Source organism: Paenibacillus sp. URB8-2 (assembly GCF_013393385.1).
Lineage (GTDB): Bacteria > Bacillota > Bacilli > Paenibacillales > Paenibacillaceae > Paenibacillus_AQ.
The window spans coordinates 2,692,203-2,705,494 of sequence record NZ_AP023239.1 but is presented as its reverse complement, the minus strand read 5'-3'; the positions used below and the strand labels follow the sequence as shown (position 1 = coordinate 2,705,494).

The 13,292-nt window shown below is 50.9% G+C and carries 15 protein-coding genes; 4 read left to right on the top strand and 11 right to left on the bottom strand.

Annotated features, from left to right (window positions below; genetic code table 11):
- Positions 1-12 precede the first annotated feature (12 nt).
- A complete protein-coding gene (locus PUR_RS12395) occupies positions 13-234 on the top strand; it encodes an RNA chaperone Hfq (protein WP_124694431.1) in 222 nt (73 codons plus the stop codon).
- 91 nt (positions 235-325) lie between these two features.
- Here the strand turns inward: PUR_RS12395 and PUR_RS12390 are convergent, their stop codons facing one another.
- Entirely contained in the window at positions 326-1,426 is a 1,101-nt protein-coding gene (locus PUR_RS12390; RefSeq protein WP_179035502.1) for a lactonase family protein, read from the bottom strand.
- A 177-nt stretch (positions 1,427-1,603) separates the two neighbouring features.
- On the opposite strand from PUR_RS12390, the gene PUR_RS12385 reads away from it, so the two are divergent.
- Both PUR_RS12385 and PUR_RS12380 read left to right on the top strand, forming a co-directional pair.
- Entirely contained in the window at positions 1,604-1,942 is a 339-nt protein-coding gene (locus PUR_RS12385) for a hypothetical protein (protein ID WP_179035501.1), read from the top strand.
- Between the two features lie 194 nt (positions 1,943-2,136).
- Positions 2,137-3,237 carry a peptidylprolyl isomerase gene (locus PUR_RS12380; RefSeq protein WP_179035500.1) on the top strand — a complete coding sequence of 367 codons (1,101 nt, stop codon included), beginning with the start codon at positions 2,137-2,139 and terminating at the stop codon, positions 3,235-3,237.
- Between the two features lie 96 nt (positions 3,238-3,333).
- Here the strand turns inward: PUR_RS12380 and PUR_RS12375 are convergent, their stop codons facing one another.
- From PUR_RS12375 to PUR_RS12335, 9 genes are all read right to left on the bottom strand, one after another.
- The gene (locus PUR_RS12375) at positions 3,334-3,528 is read right to left on the bottom strand and encodes a DUF2188 domain-containing protein (RefSeq protein WP_179035499.1); all 195 of its coding nucleotides are present in this window, start codon (positions 3,526-3,528) and stop codon (positions 3,334-3,336) included.
- 64 nt (positions 3,529-3,592) lie between these two features.
- Positions 3,593-4,192, bottom strand: coding sequence for a nitroreductase family protein (locus PUR_RS12370; RefSeq protein WP_179035498.1), 600 nt, complete (start codon positions 4,190-4,192; stop codon positions 3,593-3,595).
- 169 nt (positions 4,193-4,361) lie between these two features.
- Positions 4,362-5,870: a copper amine oxidase N-terminal domain-containing protein gene (locus tag PUR_RS12365; RefSeq protein ID WP_179035497.1), complete on the bottom strand. Its 1,509-nt coding sequence runs from the start codon at positions 5,868-5,870 to the stop codon at positions 4,362-4,364.
- A 104-nt stretch (positions 5,871-5,974) separates the two neighbouring features.
- Positions 5,975-6,643, bottom strand: coding sequence for a TraX family protein (locus PUR_RS12360; RefSeq protein WP_179035496.1), 669 nt, complete (start codon positions 6,641-6,643; stop codon positions 5,975-5,977).
- A 168-nt stretch (positions 6,644-6,811) separates the two neighbouring features.
- On the bottom strand, positions 6,812-7,804 hold the full coding sequence (locus tag PUR_RS12355) for an aldose 1-epimerase (protein WP_179035495.1): 993 nt from the start codon (positions 7,802-7,804) through the stop codon (positions 6,812-6,814).
- Positions 7,805-7,876: 72 nt separating this feature from the next.
- Entirely contained in the window at positions 7,877-8,599 is a 723-nt protein-coding gene (locus tag PUR_RS12350) for an MgtC/SapB family protein (protein WP_179035494.1), read from the bottom strand.
- A 358-nt stretch (positions 8,600-8,957) separates the two neighbouring features.
- Positions 8,958-9,752 carry an ABC transporter ATP-binding protein gene (locus PUR_RS12345; RefSeq protein WP_179035493.1) on the bottom strand — a complete coding sequence of 265 codons (795 nt, stop codon included), beginning with the start codon at positions 9,750-9,752 and terminating at the stop codon, positions 8,958-8,960.
- Positions 9,736-10,665 (bottom strand): ABC transporter permease, encoded by a 930-nt coding sequence (locus tag PUR_RS12340; protein ID WP_179035492.1) that lies wholly within the window; start codon positions 10,663-10,665, stop codon positions 9,736-9,738. The genes PUR_RS12345 and PUR_RS12340 overlap by 17 nt, the downstream gene beginning before the upstream one ends.
- Positions 10,666-10,727: 62 nt before the next feature.
- Positions 10,728-11,798: an ABC transporter substrate-binding protein gene (locus PUR_RS12335; RefSeq protein ID WP_179035491.1), complete on the bottom strand. Its 1,071-nt coding sequence runs from the start codon at positions 11,796-11,798 to the stop codon at positions 10,728-10,730.
- A 321-nt stretch (positions 11,799-12,119) separates the two neighbouring features.
- Here PUR_RS12335 and PUR_RS12330 point away from each other — a divergent pair, with 321 nt between their 5' ends.
- The gene (locus PUR_RS12330) at positions 12,120-13,040 is read left to right on the top strand and encodes a C40 family peptidase (protein WP_179035490.1); all 921 of its coding nucleotides are present in this window, start codon (positions 12,120-12,122) and stop codon (positions 13,038-13,040) included.
- Positions 13,041-13,083: 43 nt separating this feature from the next.
- On the opposite strand, the gene PUR_RS12325 is transcribed toward PUR_RS12330, so the two are convergent.
- Positions 13,084-13,287: a DUF2500 domain-containing protein gene (locus PUR_RS12325; protein ID WP_179035489.1), complete on the bottom strand. Its 204-nt coding sequence runs from the start codon at positions 13,285-13,287 to the stop codon at positions 13,084-13,086.
- Positions 13,288-13,292 lie beyond the last annotated feature (5 nt).

Sequence of the window (13,292 nt, the reverse complement as noted above, 5' to 3'; positions counted from 1 at the left end):
AGTGCTGCCAAAGTGGAAATTCAAAAGCTTCAGGAACGCATGCTGAGCCAGTTTGTTCAGACAAAGGTTCCGCTGACGATCTTTACGACCAATGGAGTGAAAATCCAAGGCATTATGACTTCGTATGACGCCTACACGATAACTTTGCAGGGTCAAAGCGACGGCAGGCAAAGCGTATTGTTCAAGTCCGCCGTATCCACAATTGTGCCGCTGCGGCCAGTCTCTCTCCGATAATGAAATGCAGTTCATGCAGGAAACGCCGGGCTTTGCAGTCCGGCGTTTTTGGCGTTCCGTTGATTGATGCCGCTCTTTCCGATTTCCGTTCCTATAAGAATACCGGCTTGACGCAGACGGGCTTCGCTACCTGCGCTTCATTCCCTGTAAAGGTCAGCTGTCCGCTTGCGCTGTCCCTTGCAAAGACCACCAGGTTGTTGGAGTCCCGGTTGGCGACGATCAGATAATCTCCGCCCGGCGTCAGCGCAAAATGGCGCGGGTGGCCGCCCCGGGTGGACACATGTTCTACAAAAGTCAGTTCGGCCGTCGCCGGATCGACCGCATAGATGACGATGCTGTCATGTCCGCGGTTTGACCCGTAGAGATAACGTCCGTCAGGGGACACCGCGATTTCCGCGCAGGTATTTTCCCCGGCGTAGTCTTCCGGAAGCGTGGGAACGGTAACAACCGTTTCAAGCACGCCCGCATCAGCCTCATATGTAAAGGAAGTAATAGTGGAATCCACTTCGTTAATGACATAAGCGGAACGTCCGTCCGGATGAAAAGTGAAATGACGCGGACCCGCCCCCGGATGAAGCGGAGTGTCTCCGTGCAGCTCCAGCGTTTCTTTTTCCCCATTAATCCGGTATGACCTGATCACATCAATTCCCAAATCGCAGACAAACAGGAAACGTTCATCCGGACTAAACGAAGCCGAATGCGGATGAGGACGGTCCTGGCGTTCAGGGTGGGCTCCTTGCCCCTTATGTGCCGCGGAATCAGTCAGACGCACCGTCTTGCCTTCACTGTCAAGGGAGACGAGTCCGATCTTGCCGCCGTGATAACTTGAGACTACGACGAATCGGCTGTCCGAGTCTCTGGTGATGTGGCAGGTACTCATCGCCGTTGCGCCTTCGGCGGGCATCGTGTCCGTCCGGCTGATTTCCGTTAAAGTTCCGGCTTCCGGTTCAATGGAGTACGCAACCACTTCTCCTTCCTTGACGCCTTCCGCATTCGTCTTATCGCCAATAGAATACAAGCGGTGTCCCTGCGCGTCCACATTGATGAATGTCGGATTCGCAATCCCCTTCACCCCGCCGAGCAAGGTCAGAGCGCCTCCCCGTTCCGGTTCAAACTGGAACACATGAATGCCATTCGCATCGGCTCCCGAATAAGAACCTACATATACAAGAAGTTTGGACGTTTGATTCATTATAATAATTCCTCCTTTGTACTCGCATTGCTTTTTATAATTTACATTTTTTCTTCGCCTATGACAAATCGCGGGGTATAAGGACTTAATTATTTTAAAAATAAGCTTTCCAAGGATAGATGGGCATGTTATAATGGAAGCGCTAACATTCAAGAATATGAATAAGGGGGAACAGGAATGAACAGCATTCTACTGGAGGCCAGAAATGTATACGAGGACTTCGAGGTGGAAACGGACGTTCTGTTCTTTAAGGTCGGAGACCATGACCTGGTCATCTTTCACGGCAGAAACTATAATATTAAAAAAAGAATGTCTGCCGAGCAGCTGAATCGTCTGCTTAAATCGTCAAGCTATTTTCATGTTCAGGGCGGCGTTTATGTAAATCTGAACAAAATCGGTTCCATCGAGGATGACTGCATCTATTTTGGTGAAAAAGGCGGTTACGCAAAACGGATCCGCATTCCGAGAAGGAAGCAGGAGCATATCCGCCAGTTGCTTCGCAACCGGATATCCTAAGGGAGACAACGCATAACCGACAAGAAGCCGGAGAACAACGGGCGACCGTGTTTTCCGGCTTTTTCTCGTATGTTAATACATTCTTAAAAAGAAAATCAGTTTTTTTATGCTTTCTTAAGGTTTGATACTTTGTATTCTGGTAAAGTTGGTAGAGAGACAGGCAACACCTATAAATGAAGGGAGTCATTGCTACAATGGATGAAAAGAATTTGAACCAGAGCGAACACCAGGATAACACCACGGGTGCGGAAAAAGCCGCCGTCGACAACACGAATCCGGAAATCCCGGTTATGGACAAGATCGGCGAACCGCCTGCAGGCGTTCCCTCTTCCTCCAAGGGGGGCAAAGGCTGGATGATCGCCTCGATCATACTGGCGGCTGCGCTTATTATTGTATTGATTAAACCGCCGTTCCAGAAGGCCGATGGACAAGCCGCCGTCGCAACCGTAAACGGCAACGATATTACCAAGAACGAGCTGTACGATAAATTGGTGCAAGCCGGCGGTGAATCTACGCTTCAATCCATGATCACCCAGGAGCTTGTCGATCAGGAAGCCAAGAAAGCGAATATCACGGTTACCGATGCCGATATCAACGCCGAGATCGAAGATCTCAAGAAGCAGTTCGGCGGCGAAGACGGACTGAACTCCGCTCTTTCGCAAAGCGGCATGACGATGGACGATCTGAAGAAGCAACTGCCGCTGCAAGTAGAGATCCGCAAGCTGCTGGAGCCTAAAGTGACGGTTTCTGACGACGACATCAAAAAGTATTTTGATGAAAATAAGGCCACTCTCGGTTCGGAAGAAGAAGTCCGCGCTTCCCACATTCTCGTGAAGACGAAAGAGGAAGCCGATGCGATTGTCAAGCAGCTTAAATCCGGCGCAGACTTCGCGGCTTTGGCCAAAGAGAAATCGGGAGATACCGGCTCCAAGGACAAAGGCGGCGATCTTGGATTCTTCAAGCGCGGCGACATGGTTGCCGAATTCTCCGACGCAGCCTTCAAAATGAAGGTCGGCGAAACAAGCGATCCGGTCAAGAGCGAGTATGGCTACCATATCATCAAAGTAACGGAACACAAAGATGCCGTTACTCCAACGCTGGAGAATTCGAAGGAACAAATCCGCAAGACACTGGTTTCACAAAAAGTTTCCGAGATGTCCTCCACTTGGTTGCAAACTTTGACTTCCGGAGCGAAGATTACGAACACGCTGACCGATGCCAAGAAGGCGGAAGCTTCTGCAGCGCCGGAAGCGTCCGCAGCGCCGGAAGCAAGCGCAAGCCCTGCTGCCAAATAAGGCAACTCTATTTCAAAAAAGGACAAACGATATCCGTCGTTTGTCCTTTTTTGCGTAATAATCAGTGTAAAAAACCAACTCGCGGGAGCGCTTTAATCAATGCTTCTCTTTCCGGATCTTCTTGTCATGGTTCTCTCCCCACTCTTTGGCCTGCGAGGTGGCGATTGAAATCGCCCGCCCTTCTTCATAACCGTCGTCCAGAAGAGCATTGGCAATTTCAATCGCTTTATTGCGAACCGGAGCAGTGAAATTTTTCAGCGAATCGGGATAGTCTTCTTTGTTCCAAGGCATCCGTCTCTCCTCCTTCACAAGGGCTTTACAACTACTTAGCCATTCCGGAAGAGATGAAACAGCCTTATTTAAATACTTTTACGCGCTGGTCGATCGGTTCGAATTCTTTCTCGCCAGGAGCGGTTACGATGCCGCCGAACGGCATTTGAGCGATCAGTTTCCACTCGGCAGGAAGTTCCCAAGTCGACTTCACTTCTTCGTCGATCAGCGGGTTGTAGTGCTGAAGGGAAGCCCCTATGCCGGCTTCAGCCAGAGCGGTCCACACTACATGTTGAAGCATACCGGAAGATTGGTTGGACCAGATCGGGAAATTATCCGCATACAATGCGAAATTCTCCTGCAGGTGCTTGACGACGGCTTGATCTTCAAAAAAGAGAACCGTACCCGCGCCGGCTTTAAAGGCTGCCATCTTTTGGGCGGTGCCTTCGAACTGATCGGCAGCCACGATTTTACGAAGCGTTTCAGATGTCAGATCCCACAGCTTATCATGCTGTTCTCCGAACAGAACAACGGCTCTAGAGCTTTGGGAGTTAAATGAAGTCGGGCTGTGCAGAACAGCCTGTTCCACAATTTCCTGTATTTGATCCTGCGGCACCGGCAGCTCCTTGCTAATTGCGTATACCGAGCGTCTTTTTTTAACTGCATCAAAGTAACTATTTGACATAATTTATTTACCTCCTATTTGTTTAGGTACTTACTTTTTTATATCTTAATACATTTTTTCGGAATTTTCAACTCTTCTTTTAACTTTTTAGCCAGAGACATGAAAAAGCCCAGCCGCTTCAACGCATTTGCGTTAAATAAGCGGCTGGGCTTGATTGCAGCGGTAAAGATTAATCGCGGGTAATGTAAATCAGGCCTTCATCGTCCACCTTCACATCGGCGTGAAGAGCCTCGGCTACAATACGCAGCGGCACATAGCCTCTGCCGTATTTGTCAAAGATGACCGGCTCAGGTAGCTTAACGTTCGCACCGTCGATAACGGCATTCGCGGAACCCGCCTTCAGGACAATCGTGGTTCCGTAGACATCGTCGATAACGGTAATCTTCTTGGAGGCCGCGTCCCATTTCACCTGGGCATCCAACAGGTTGGCCAAGTAACGAAGGGGAATCATCGTCGTTTTCCCTTTGACTACGGTATCGTACAATTTAGGATCGATGACAGCCGATTTTTTTGTAATGCCGAGATCGTCCTTAAGCACACGGTAAACCGTTGAATTGGCGTCAAAATTGCTCAAGATGGAGCCGGGTGTAAACCGCGTCTCCGTGATGTTGAGAGCGCCGTCCACAGCAATCGGGTCGGCTTTGACCGGTCCGTTGATGTTCCAAATCTGTGACTCTGATTTAAAGGAAATACTCCGGATCGGAATGTTTCCGTCATTCGGCAGGGCCACGTTGAGACTCACGTTCTGTTTGCGGACATGCAGCGCGCTGTCCACGAACAAATCGACTTGAAGCTTCGTATCCTTGCTCAGAACGGTTTTGATTTCTGGTGTAGATTGGTACAGCTTATCCAGCTGTTTGTCATACACCAGAAGAGCCGCATCGACTGCCAATTTGGCCGCATCATGCAGAACAGGCACGACATCTTCTTTGTTATCCAGCGGAATATCAGAAAGTCCATACTGTTCCAGCAAAGCCGACGTCGATTCCTGCTTCAGCACCGGCAGCAAGTAATCGTACAAACCGTCGATCAATTGGGTAAAGCCCTCGGTATCCTTGGAGATCGACTTTAGAAAGGCTTTGAGCAGCGACGGAAGCTCATCCCCTGTCACTTCGGCATGCAGCTTCATCAGGTTCAACTGCTCCCCATAAACAGCTTCACTAACAGGAGTCACACTGATTGCCGACGGGTTCGGAAGGTTCTTGACGACAAACTGGCTCACCAGCTTGCCGACGCTTTCGGTCTTGTCCTTATCGAGCCCAACCGCCGACAGCTCTTGATCGTAACCCTGCAGCGGGAAGTAGAACGGCTTCTTGGCCCCTTCCACATTTAAGGCAAGGACCGTCTTGTTCATGTAGAAGGCGAACGGTATGCTTGCCTTCTTGAAGCCCAGTGTCCCTTCTGCTGAAATGTCTCCGTTATCCTGTAGCTTCAGATGGCTTACATTCAAGGTTAAAGAATTGATAAGATCGATGGTTTTCTGATCCTCTGCGCTGATTCCCGAGGCAGGAACGGCATTCAGAGAGAAAGAGACGCTTTCCTCAGCCGATTTCACATCGAGATTGCCAAGCAGCGCTTTGTTCACATCATAACCGTTTACCGCCTGACAACCCGCAAGCACCAGCAGCAGCGCCAAGATAGGCAGCAGCCATTTTGCTCTTTTTTTCACATGATTCATTGAATCCCTCTTCTCTATTGTGTATTGGCATTCAAGCTATTATCTCAGGAAAGGGATATTCTGTAAACCGAGAGAAACATATAACCATTCTTCCAGGGGCTTATTCACAAAGAGAGCCTGCTTAACCACTCGATCTCCGGCAAATATCCAAAATACTGCATTCGTATTACGGCAAGAAGCGCCAGATGTCCCGGATAGAAAGACCACCAGACCCATCTCGGAACCCGCCGTTTCCGCAGTTGCCCCCACAGCGAGGGTCCGTAAGCGATCACCAGTGTCGGCAGCAGACTCAGCATTTGGACGGTCCAGCCATAGTAGAACATATAAATTACGTTTAGCGCCAAATGAGCAATGACAAGCCCGTACGAACGGATGTAGCGGAAGATCAGCACCAGCAGCAGCCCGTACGCATTATAATCAAGGGGAAAATAGTCCATCACCCATACGGCCGGAACGATAACCGCTATACCCAGCCATGGCTTGGGCAGCCTGTCCACCGCAATCAGCACAAGTTCGGAAAGCAGCAGAGTGAAGACGACATTCAGCCCTCCCGGGTCGAGCGCCAGATTGTAAGGAATTTGCGCTATCACGGCGATTGCCAGCAGACGCAACAAATATCGGAGCTTAGAAGAGGTATGGAGATGGCCCTGGACAAGCGCATAACAATAAATAGGGAACGCAATCCTCCCGATATACCTCCATTCCAAGTCCTGAGGAAAAAAGATATATCCGATGTGATCGATCAACATGGTAAGCATGGCAATAAGCTGCATTTGGGACCTCCTGTCGGTCTGTTAAAGAATCGGGATATTGACTTTTATTATCCATGGCTTTTCCGGCCCTGTCCACCGTTCAACGGCCCGGTACCACTCATATAAGCAAAAAGCGATCCGAATATCCGTCTTCGGGACACTCGAACCGCTCTCTTGTATGGCAATCTATTATTCCTTTATATATAATCTCGCCGTTTCTTCCCAATACTCACCCGGCTTTAAACTGAATAGGCCGATTTCGTCGCCAGGCAGGTCCACATTCGGCGCATTTACCAGATTGACCTGGGGTTCGGGGCAGAAAAAGCCTTCCGTCGCTCCGTTGTTCCAAATCATCCACTGCTTGTAGGATGTGCCCACATCATAGACCAGCGTCACGCCGAGATTCGTATCGGTAAGCTCCATCCGGTTTCTTCCGTTTTGCGGAACCGCCTTATAATGATTGTCCATCGGAGCGAAGAACGGATTCACTCCCTCCTCTCGCAATTCGATCTCTTCGGGCTGGAGAGGCTGATAATTTCCCGTCGGCAGCATCCGTTTATTGAGTTCCCAGCGCTCGCCAATCGTTACCTTTACCCGGTAATCACTTGCAGCGCTCTCCTGAGCGAACGGGGCGTTAACCGCCGTATGGAAAGCCAATAGGCAGGGCATGACTTCATCTCCGTCGTTATGGATCAGCAGCTGCTGGGACAGTCCCGCTTCCGACAAACCATAGCGCAGCTTCAAGGTATATTTATGGGGAAAATATTCATAGGAAGGATGATTCTCATCCACTTTGATGGCCACGGTAACATAGCTCTCGTTCTTGCTGCTACCGAAGTCTTCCACCTGCCAGACCGCCGTATGCAAAAAACCATGAATATGATTCCCGGTCGCCTCTTCGTTAACCGGCAATTGATAAACTTGCCCGTTCCAGGGAAATTTGCCGTCAGCGTACCGGTTAGGAGGGAACAGCACAGGAATACCGTATACTCCGGGGCTTTGTTTAAAAGCCTCTATTCCGTCTTCTCCCGGTTCCCGCAGGAAGCGGTAGCCGTTCTCCGTATCGCGAAACGCGATCAAATTGCCGCCGGTTCCCGGCAGTACGGCCGCCTCAAAGCGTCCGGCTTTCAGCCATACCGCAGGTTCGCCCTCAAATTGTTCTTCGTATGCTTTGATATCCATGGTTTCTGCCTCTCCTCCCATTCATGTAACTGCTTTCATAAAGGATAGAATATCATAAATCGGTGTTTTCTTCTATAACTGTTCCACTTCGACGTTCATAATGTTTTCAATCCCCTTGAGATCATAATAAATTTCCGTGGCAAAATCACGGTGGGGAGCGGACAGCACCATATCGATCATTTGTCTTCCGTCTTCCAGGTCCTTGATTTTTATCCGCCGGATAATGCGCTCGCGGAATTTTCGCTTGTGCTGGCCTTTTGCGTTGCCTGTCCGATTCTCGATTTTACAGATAACTTCCGGCATGCCGTCAATGTCTTCCATGACAATCTTGACGGATACGTCATGATTGTTAAGCTTCTGCGGACCTATCGCCCGAATAAGCCAAGGAACCGCGTTGACCGCAAAAATAAGCAGCACAACGGCGATAGCCGCTTCAATATAGAATCCGGCCCCCACCGCGATGCCAATGCCCGATGCCGTCCAGATCAGCGCCGCCGAAGTCAGGCCTGAGATTGCGTCGCCGCCTCTTCGCAGGATGACACCCGCACCCAGGAAACCGATGCCGCTTACAATTTGTGCCGCAAGCCGCATCGGGTCCATATTGGGATGATCGGCACCGGAGAATTTGTCAAAGGCCCGGATTGATACGATAGTCACGAGGCAGCTTGCTATACTGATAACCATACTGGTCCGAATTCCCAACGGTTTCTGCTTCAACTGGCGGTCTATACCGATGAACAGCCCGAACAGCATGGCTACAAGCAGTTTGATCATGGATTCGATATGCATATGCATTGTCTTCACTCCTTTCAAGAAATTAAGTTTAATCCATCCAGTGGCTTGTTCATGCTTATAAACTAAAGCAAAAAGCCCCACTGGCGTGGAGCCTTCAATTCACTTTCCGGCGCAGCATCCCGCTTTAAACTATATGCCTTCCCGTTCCCGCTGAGACTTCCCTAATCCGTTAAACGGAGAATCCGATTTGGGAAAACTAGCGGTTATCATTATTTCCTTAACTTATACCCTTACAGCAAAAAATGAATCGGCGCTGACTGTTGAACCCTCCCGTAAAAAAGGCCGACAATTCCGTCCGGTGTTCGGACCTCATGTCGGCCTCTACTGTTCTTCCTTCAACGTAAACGATGAATACCGGCTAGCCCAGCACTATCCGGTCATCGGCCAGCTTGTGGCCGCTGATGCTCTCAAATTCGCCGAGAAGCCGTTCCACCGTCAGATCCTTTTTACGAGTCTCATCGATATCGAGGATAACCCGTCCCTTGTCCATCATAATCAGGCGGTTGCCAAGCCGGATGGCCTGCTCCATGTTATGGGTCACCATCAAGGTGGTCAGCTTCATTTCGCGAACGATGGATTCGGTCAAGCGTGTAATCAGTTCCGCTCTTGCAGGATCGAGCGCCGCCGTATGCTCATCCAAAAGCAGAATTTGCGGCTTCGTAAACGTGGCCATTAGCAGACTGAGAGCTTGTCTTTCTCCGCCGGACAAGAGCCCTACCTTCGCCCTCAGGCGGTTCTCCAGGCCGATGCCAAGCCGCTCCAGTTCCTTACGGAACATTGCCCGTTTCGCGGATGAAACGCCGATGGACAGCCCTCTGCTTTTGCCTCGCTTGTAAGCCATCGCCAGATTCTCTTCAATCGTCATACGCGGCGATGTGCCGGCCATCGGGTCCTGAAAGACCCGGCCGATCCAATGGCTGCGCTGATGCTCGGCCAAATGGCTGATATGGCTTCCTTCTATGAGGACCTCACCGAGATCGGGCTTCATAACGCCGGAAATAATATTCATCAGCGTTGATTTTCCTGCCCCATTGCTGCCGATAATGGTGACGAAATCCCCCGGGTTCAGCTCCAGATCAATACCGAGCAAGGCAATCTTCTCATCCGGCGTTCCCGGGTTGAACAGCTTGGACACGTTATCGAGCTTTAACATCGGCCGCGCCTCCTTTCTTGTCTTTCAAGGCTAGCTCGGCCAGCTCGGCCGTACGTTTGCGGGCGCTGTTCTTTTGCTTGAGGTAGCGCTGCACCGACGGGAACACGAGGGCGATAATAACAATAATCGCCGTAATTAATTTCAGGTCGGAGGCGTCAAGCCATTCCACTCTCAGCGCCAGCGCGACAACGATCCGGTACACAATCGAGCCCAGCACAACCGCGAGGGTAGCGCGGAATACGCTGCCCGAGCCGAAAATCGCTTCCCCGATGATAACGGAAGCCAGACCGATAACGATCATCCCGATGCCCATTGAGGAATCGGCAAACGTCGAGTATTGAGTGATGAGTGCTCCCGAGAGCGCCACCAGTCCGTTCGACAGACTGATTCCGAGCATCGTCGTACTGTCCGTATTCACGCCGAAGCTGCGGATCATCCGCGAATTGTCTCCGGTCGCCCGCAGTGCCAGCCCCAGGTCGGTTCGCAGGAACAGATCCATGAGCAGCTTCACCGCAATCACCGCGATTGGCATTACATAGAGCGGATCAATTGAAGAAAAGAGCGTCTCATCGCCCATGAGCGACACATTGGGCTTGCCCATAATCCGCAAATTGATCGAATAGAGGGCAATCATCATCAATATCCCCGACAGCAGCCCGTTGATCTTTCCTTTGGTATGGAGCAGACCGGTGCACAGTCCGGCAATCATTCCCCCGGCAAGCGCTCCGATCGTAGCCAGCCAAGGCGCATAGCCGTGAGTGATCATAACGGCGGCAATGGCGCCGCCCGTCGTAAAGCTGCCGTCCACGGTTAAATCCGGAAAATCCAAAATCCGGAACGTTATATATACACCCAAGGCCATAAAAGCATAAAGCAAACCGAGCTCTATCGCTCCGTTCATTGATTCCAACATGATGTCTTACTTCTCCCTTCAAACGGCAAGGGGCGTCTCTATGGATCGCCCCTGGACAAATCTTATTGAATTATGTCGTTAGTCTGATCGGCCACTTCTTTCTTCATGGCGTCCGTTACTTCAATGCCTTGAGCGGCGGCGGCTTTCAGATTCAGGATAACGTCCAGCTTCTGCTGCACGGTAACCGGAAGATCCCCGATCTTCTTCCCGTTCTTCAGCACGTCGACCGCCATTTGCCCGACTTGATAGCCGTGGTCATAATATTTGAAGCCCACGGTAGCGAAAGCGCCTCTCTCAACTGTATCACGGTCGCTTGAGAAGAACGGCAGCTTGTTCTCGTTGGCTACCTGGATAATGGAGTCAACGCCGCTGACAACCGAGTTGTCGAGCGTGATGTACAGCGCGTCGGCCCGTCCAACCAGGGACTCGGCGGCTTGTTTGACTTCGGAAGTGTTCGTAATCGGCGCTTTGACCAGCTCAATGCCATGCTTGTCCAGCGCAGCCTGGGCCTTGTCCGCCATTACGACAGCGTTCGGCTCTCCCTCGTTGATAATAAGCCCCAGCTTCTTCACATTTGGAAATTGAGCGGCGATGAAATCCATCAGTCTGGTAATCGCCTCGGGATTCGTATCGGATGCCCCCGATACATTTCCGCCCGGATGATCCAGATTGGATACCACCTTTGCGTCAAGTGGGTCCGTTACGGCCGCAAACAAGATCGGTGTATCGTTCTTGATGGCCTGTACAAGTGCTTGAGCGGGAGGCGTTGCGATTCCGATGACCAGATCATTGTCTTCGGACGCGATTTTTTGGGCTATGGATAGATTGTTCGCCTGATCCGCCTGCGCGTTCTCAAAATCGACGGTAAGGTTCTGTCCTTCGACAATCCCCGCATCCTTCAGCGCGGCTATAATGCCGTCGTAAGTGGCATCCAGCGCCGGATGCTCAACATACTGCGATACAGCGATCTTGTAAGTTTTGGTGTCGGTGCTTCCCGCTCCCGCAGTGCTCTGTGCGGTGCTGCCGGGTGCGGCTGTTGCGCCGTCACTTGCCGTTGTATTGTTGTTGCCGCAGCCTGCCGCCACGAGCATGAGACATAAACTGAGCCCCAGCCAGATTTTCTTTTTCTTCATGTAAAAATCCCCTCTTCTCGTAATATTATCAGCACATGCATCGAAACGTGCGCCGAAGCATTGTCGCTTTTATAGATCAAAGCGATAAAGCAAATGCAAGCGGCAAACCGCCTCCATACCGGCATTCTATGAAACTATATTATATGCGGGTCCTATTTTCGTCAATCTGAAAAAACCGAATGTTCTACATTATCCGCGCAAGCCGGTTCTTCAAACCATTCATCCGGATCATTCCTTACAATCATTTCCTTTTGCCGAGCCACATAAAAAGAAGAGCGCAGAGCATACTGAGTCTACAATTTTGAATATGGAGCGTGAGATATGAACGCAACTCAAAAAAAACTGCTGCTCTTGAGCTCAGTGCTGTCTGCTGCTGTAGTCGCATCGGCCTGCGGAAACACCAATAACACCGGTCAGCCCCGCGCCAATGCCGTTAATCCTTCCGTCCAGCCTCAAGGTTATGTCGAGAAGCTGCCAGTTACCGACTCTTCGGGCAAAACGTGGATTCCCCTTGAACCTGCGGCTAAATCATTAGGCTATCGGATAGAGGAGGAACCCGGGGGAGGCGGTTATGCCAAGATCGGCTACAGCGACGTGATGTACAAAGTGCGACCGGGCTCCGCAGAGGCCTTCTCCCTCGGTAAAACCTGCACTCTGCCGGAAGCGCCTATGCGGCGAGACGGAAAAATCTATATAACGACGGGTTCGCTGTCGAAATTATTTCAATCGAAGGTCAGCTTGAACCCCGGCAGCGGCGAAATCTCCATTGACACGCCGAGAGAACGTACCGCGGACGATAAGCAAAATCCGGCTGCACCGGACAAGCCTTTCCGCATTCAAAGTATGTCATCGGATCAAGCCGGCGAGCTGATTTCCTATGCCAAAAAATATCTGGGCGTTCCTTATGATTTCGGGGCGGCGCCTTACGAGGAATCGAAAAAATTCGACTGTTCTTCCTTTACCCGCCATGTCTTCAAAAAGTTTGACGTGAATTTGCCGCGGCTCGCTAAAGATCAGGACAATCTCGGCAGATCCGTCAGCCGTCAGCAGCTTCAGCCCGGTGATCTTATTTTCTTCACTGTTCCCGGACGGTTCGAAAGAGACACCATTCCCGGCCATGTCGGCATATATATCGGAGGCGGAGAGTTTATACACACCTGGGGCTCCCCCGGAGTTCAGATCAGCAAGCTGGACAGCGGGTATTGGAACAATGTCATTCTGCATATGCGGCGCGTCCTTTAGGGCGCGCTCATTCGCTTTTTCCCAGTGACTTTAGTCTTGGCGCTTAACGTCCAACATTCCCGGCTGCCCGTTTAAAGCCTTTGAATCTCGTACCTTGATAAGTCAGCTCTCCCCGGTCTCCTTCCACTACCAGTCCGTACATATTGTCAGGAACCTCCAGTTCAATCCTGGCGCCATTCTGAAACTCATACGTTACATAGTAAATCCGTGCTGGCTCTGTCGGGAATTGCCCGCTCCATAGTTTCATTTATT

Coding starts and splice junctions, on each gene's coding strand:
- PUR_RS12370 (WP_179035498.1), bottom strand. CDS start 4,192: ATGTCAAATAGTTACTTTGATGCAGTTAAAAAAAGACGCTCGGTATAC.
- PUR_RS12325 (WP_179035489.1), bottom strand. CDS start 13,287: ATGAAACTATGGAGCGGGCAATTCCCGACAGAGCCAGCACGGATTTAC.
- PUR_RS12365 (WP_179035497.1), bottom strand. CDS start 5,870: ATGAATCATGTGAAAAAAAGAGCAAAATGGCTGCTGCCTATCTTGGCG.
- PUR_RS12335 (WP_179035491.1), bottom strand. CDS start 11,798: ATGAAGAAAAAGAAAATCTGGCTGGGGCTCAGTTTATGTCTCATGCTC.
- PUR_RS12385 (WP_179035501.1), top strand. CDS start 1,604: ATGAACAGCATTCTACTGGAGGCCAGAAATGTATACGAGGACTTCGAG.
- PUR_RS12380 (WP_179035500.1), top strand. CDS start 2,137: ATGGATGAAAAGAATTTGAACCAGAGCGAACACCAGGATAACACCACG.
- PUR_RS12390 (WP_179035502.1), bottom strand. CDS start 1,426: ATGAATCAAACGTCCAAACTTCTTGTATATGTAGGTTCTTATTCGGGA.
- PUR_RS12345 (WP_179035493.1), bottom strand. CDS start 9,752: ATGTTAAAGCTCGATAACGTGTCCAAGCTGTTCAACCCGGGAACGCCG.
- PUR_RS12360 (WP_179035496.1), bottom strand. CDS start 6,643: ATGCAGCTTATTGCCATGCTTACCATGTTGATCGATCACATCGGATAT.
- PUR_RS12330 (WP_179035490.1), top strand. CDS start 12,120: ATGAACGCAACTCAAAAAAAACTGCTGCTCTTGAGCTCAGTGCTGTCT.
- PUR_RS12350 (WP_179035494.1), bottom strand. CDS start 8,599: ATGCATATGCATATCGAATCCATGATCAAACTGCTTGTAGCCATGCTG.
- PUR_RS12375 (WP_179035499.1), bottom strand. CDS start 3,528: ATGCCTTGGAACAAAGAAGACTATCCCGATTCGCTGAAAAATTTCACT.
- PUR_RS12355 (WP_179035495.1), bottom strand. CDS start 7,804: ATGGATATCAAAGCATACGAAGAACAATTTGAGGGCGAACCTGCGGTA.
- PUR_RS12340 (WP_179035492.1), bottom strand. CDS start 10,665: ATGTTGGAATCAATGAACGGAGCGATAGAGCTCGGTTTGCTTTATGCT.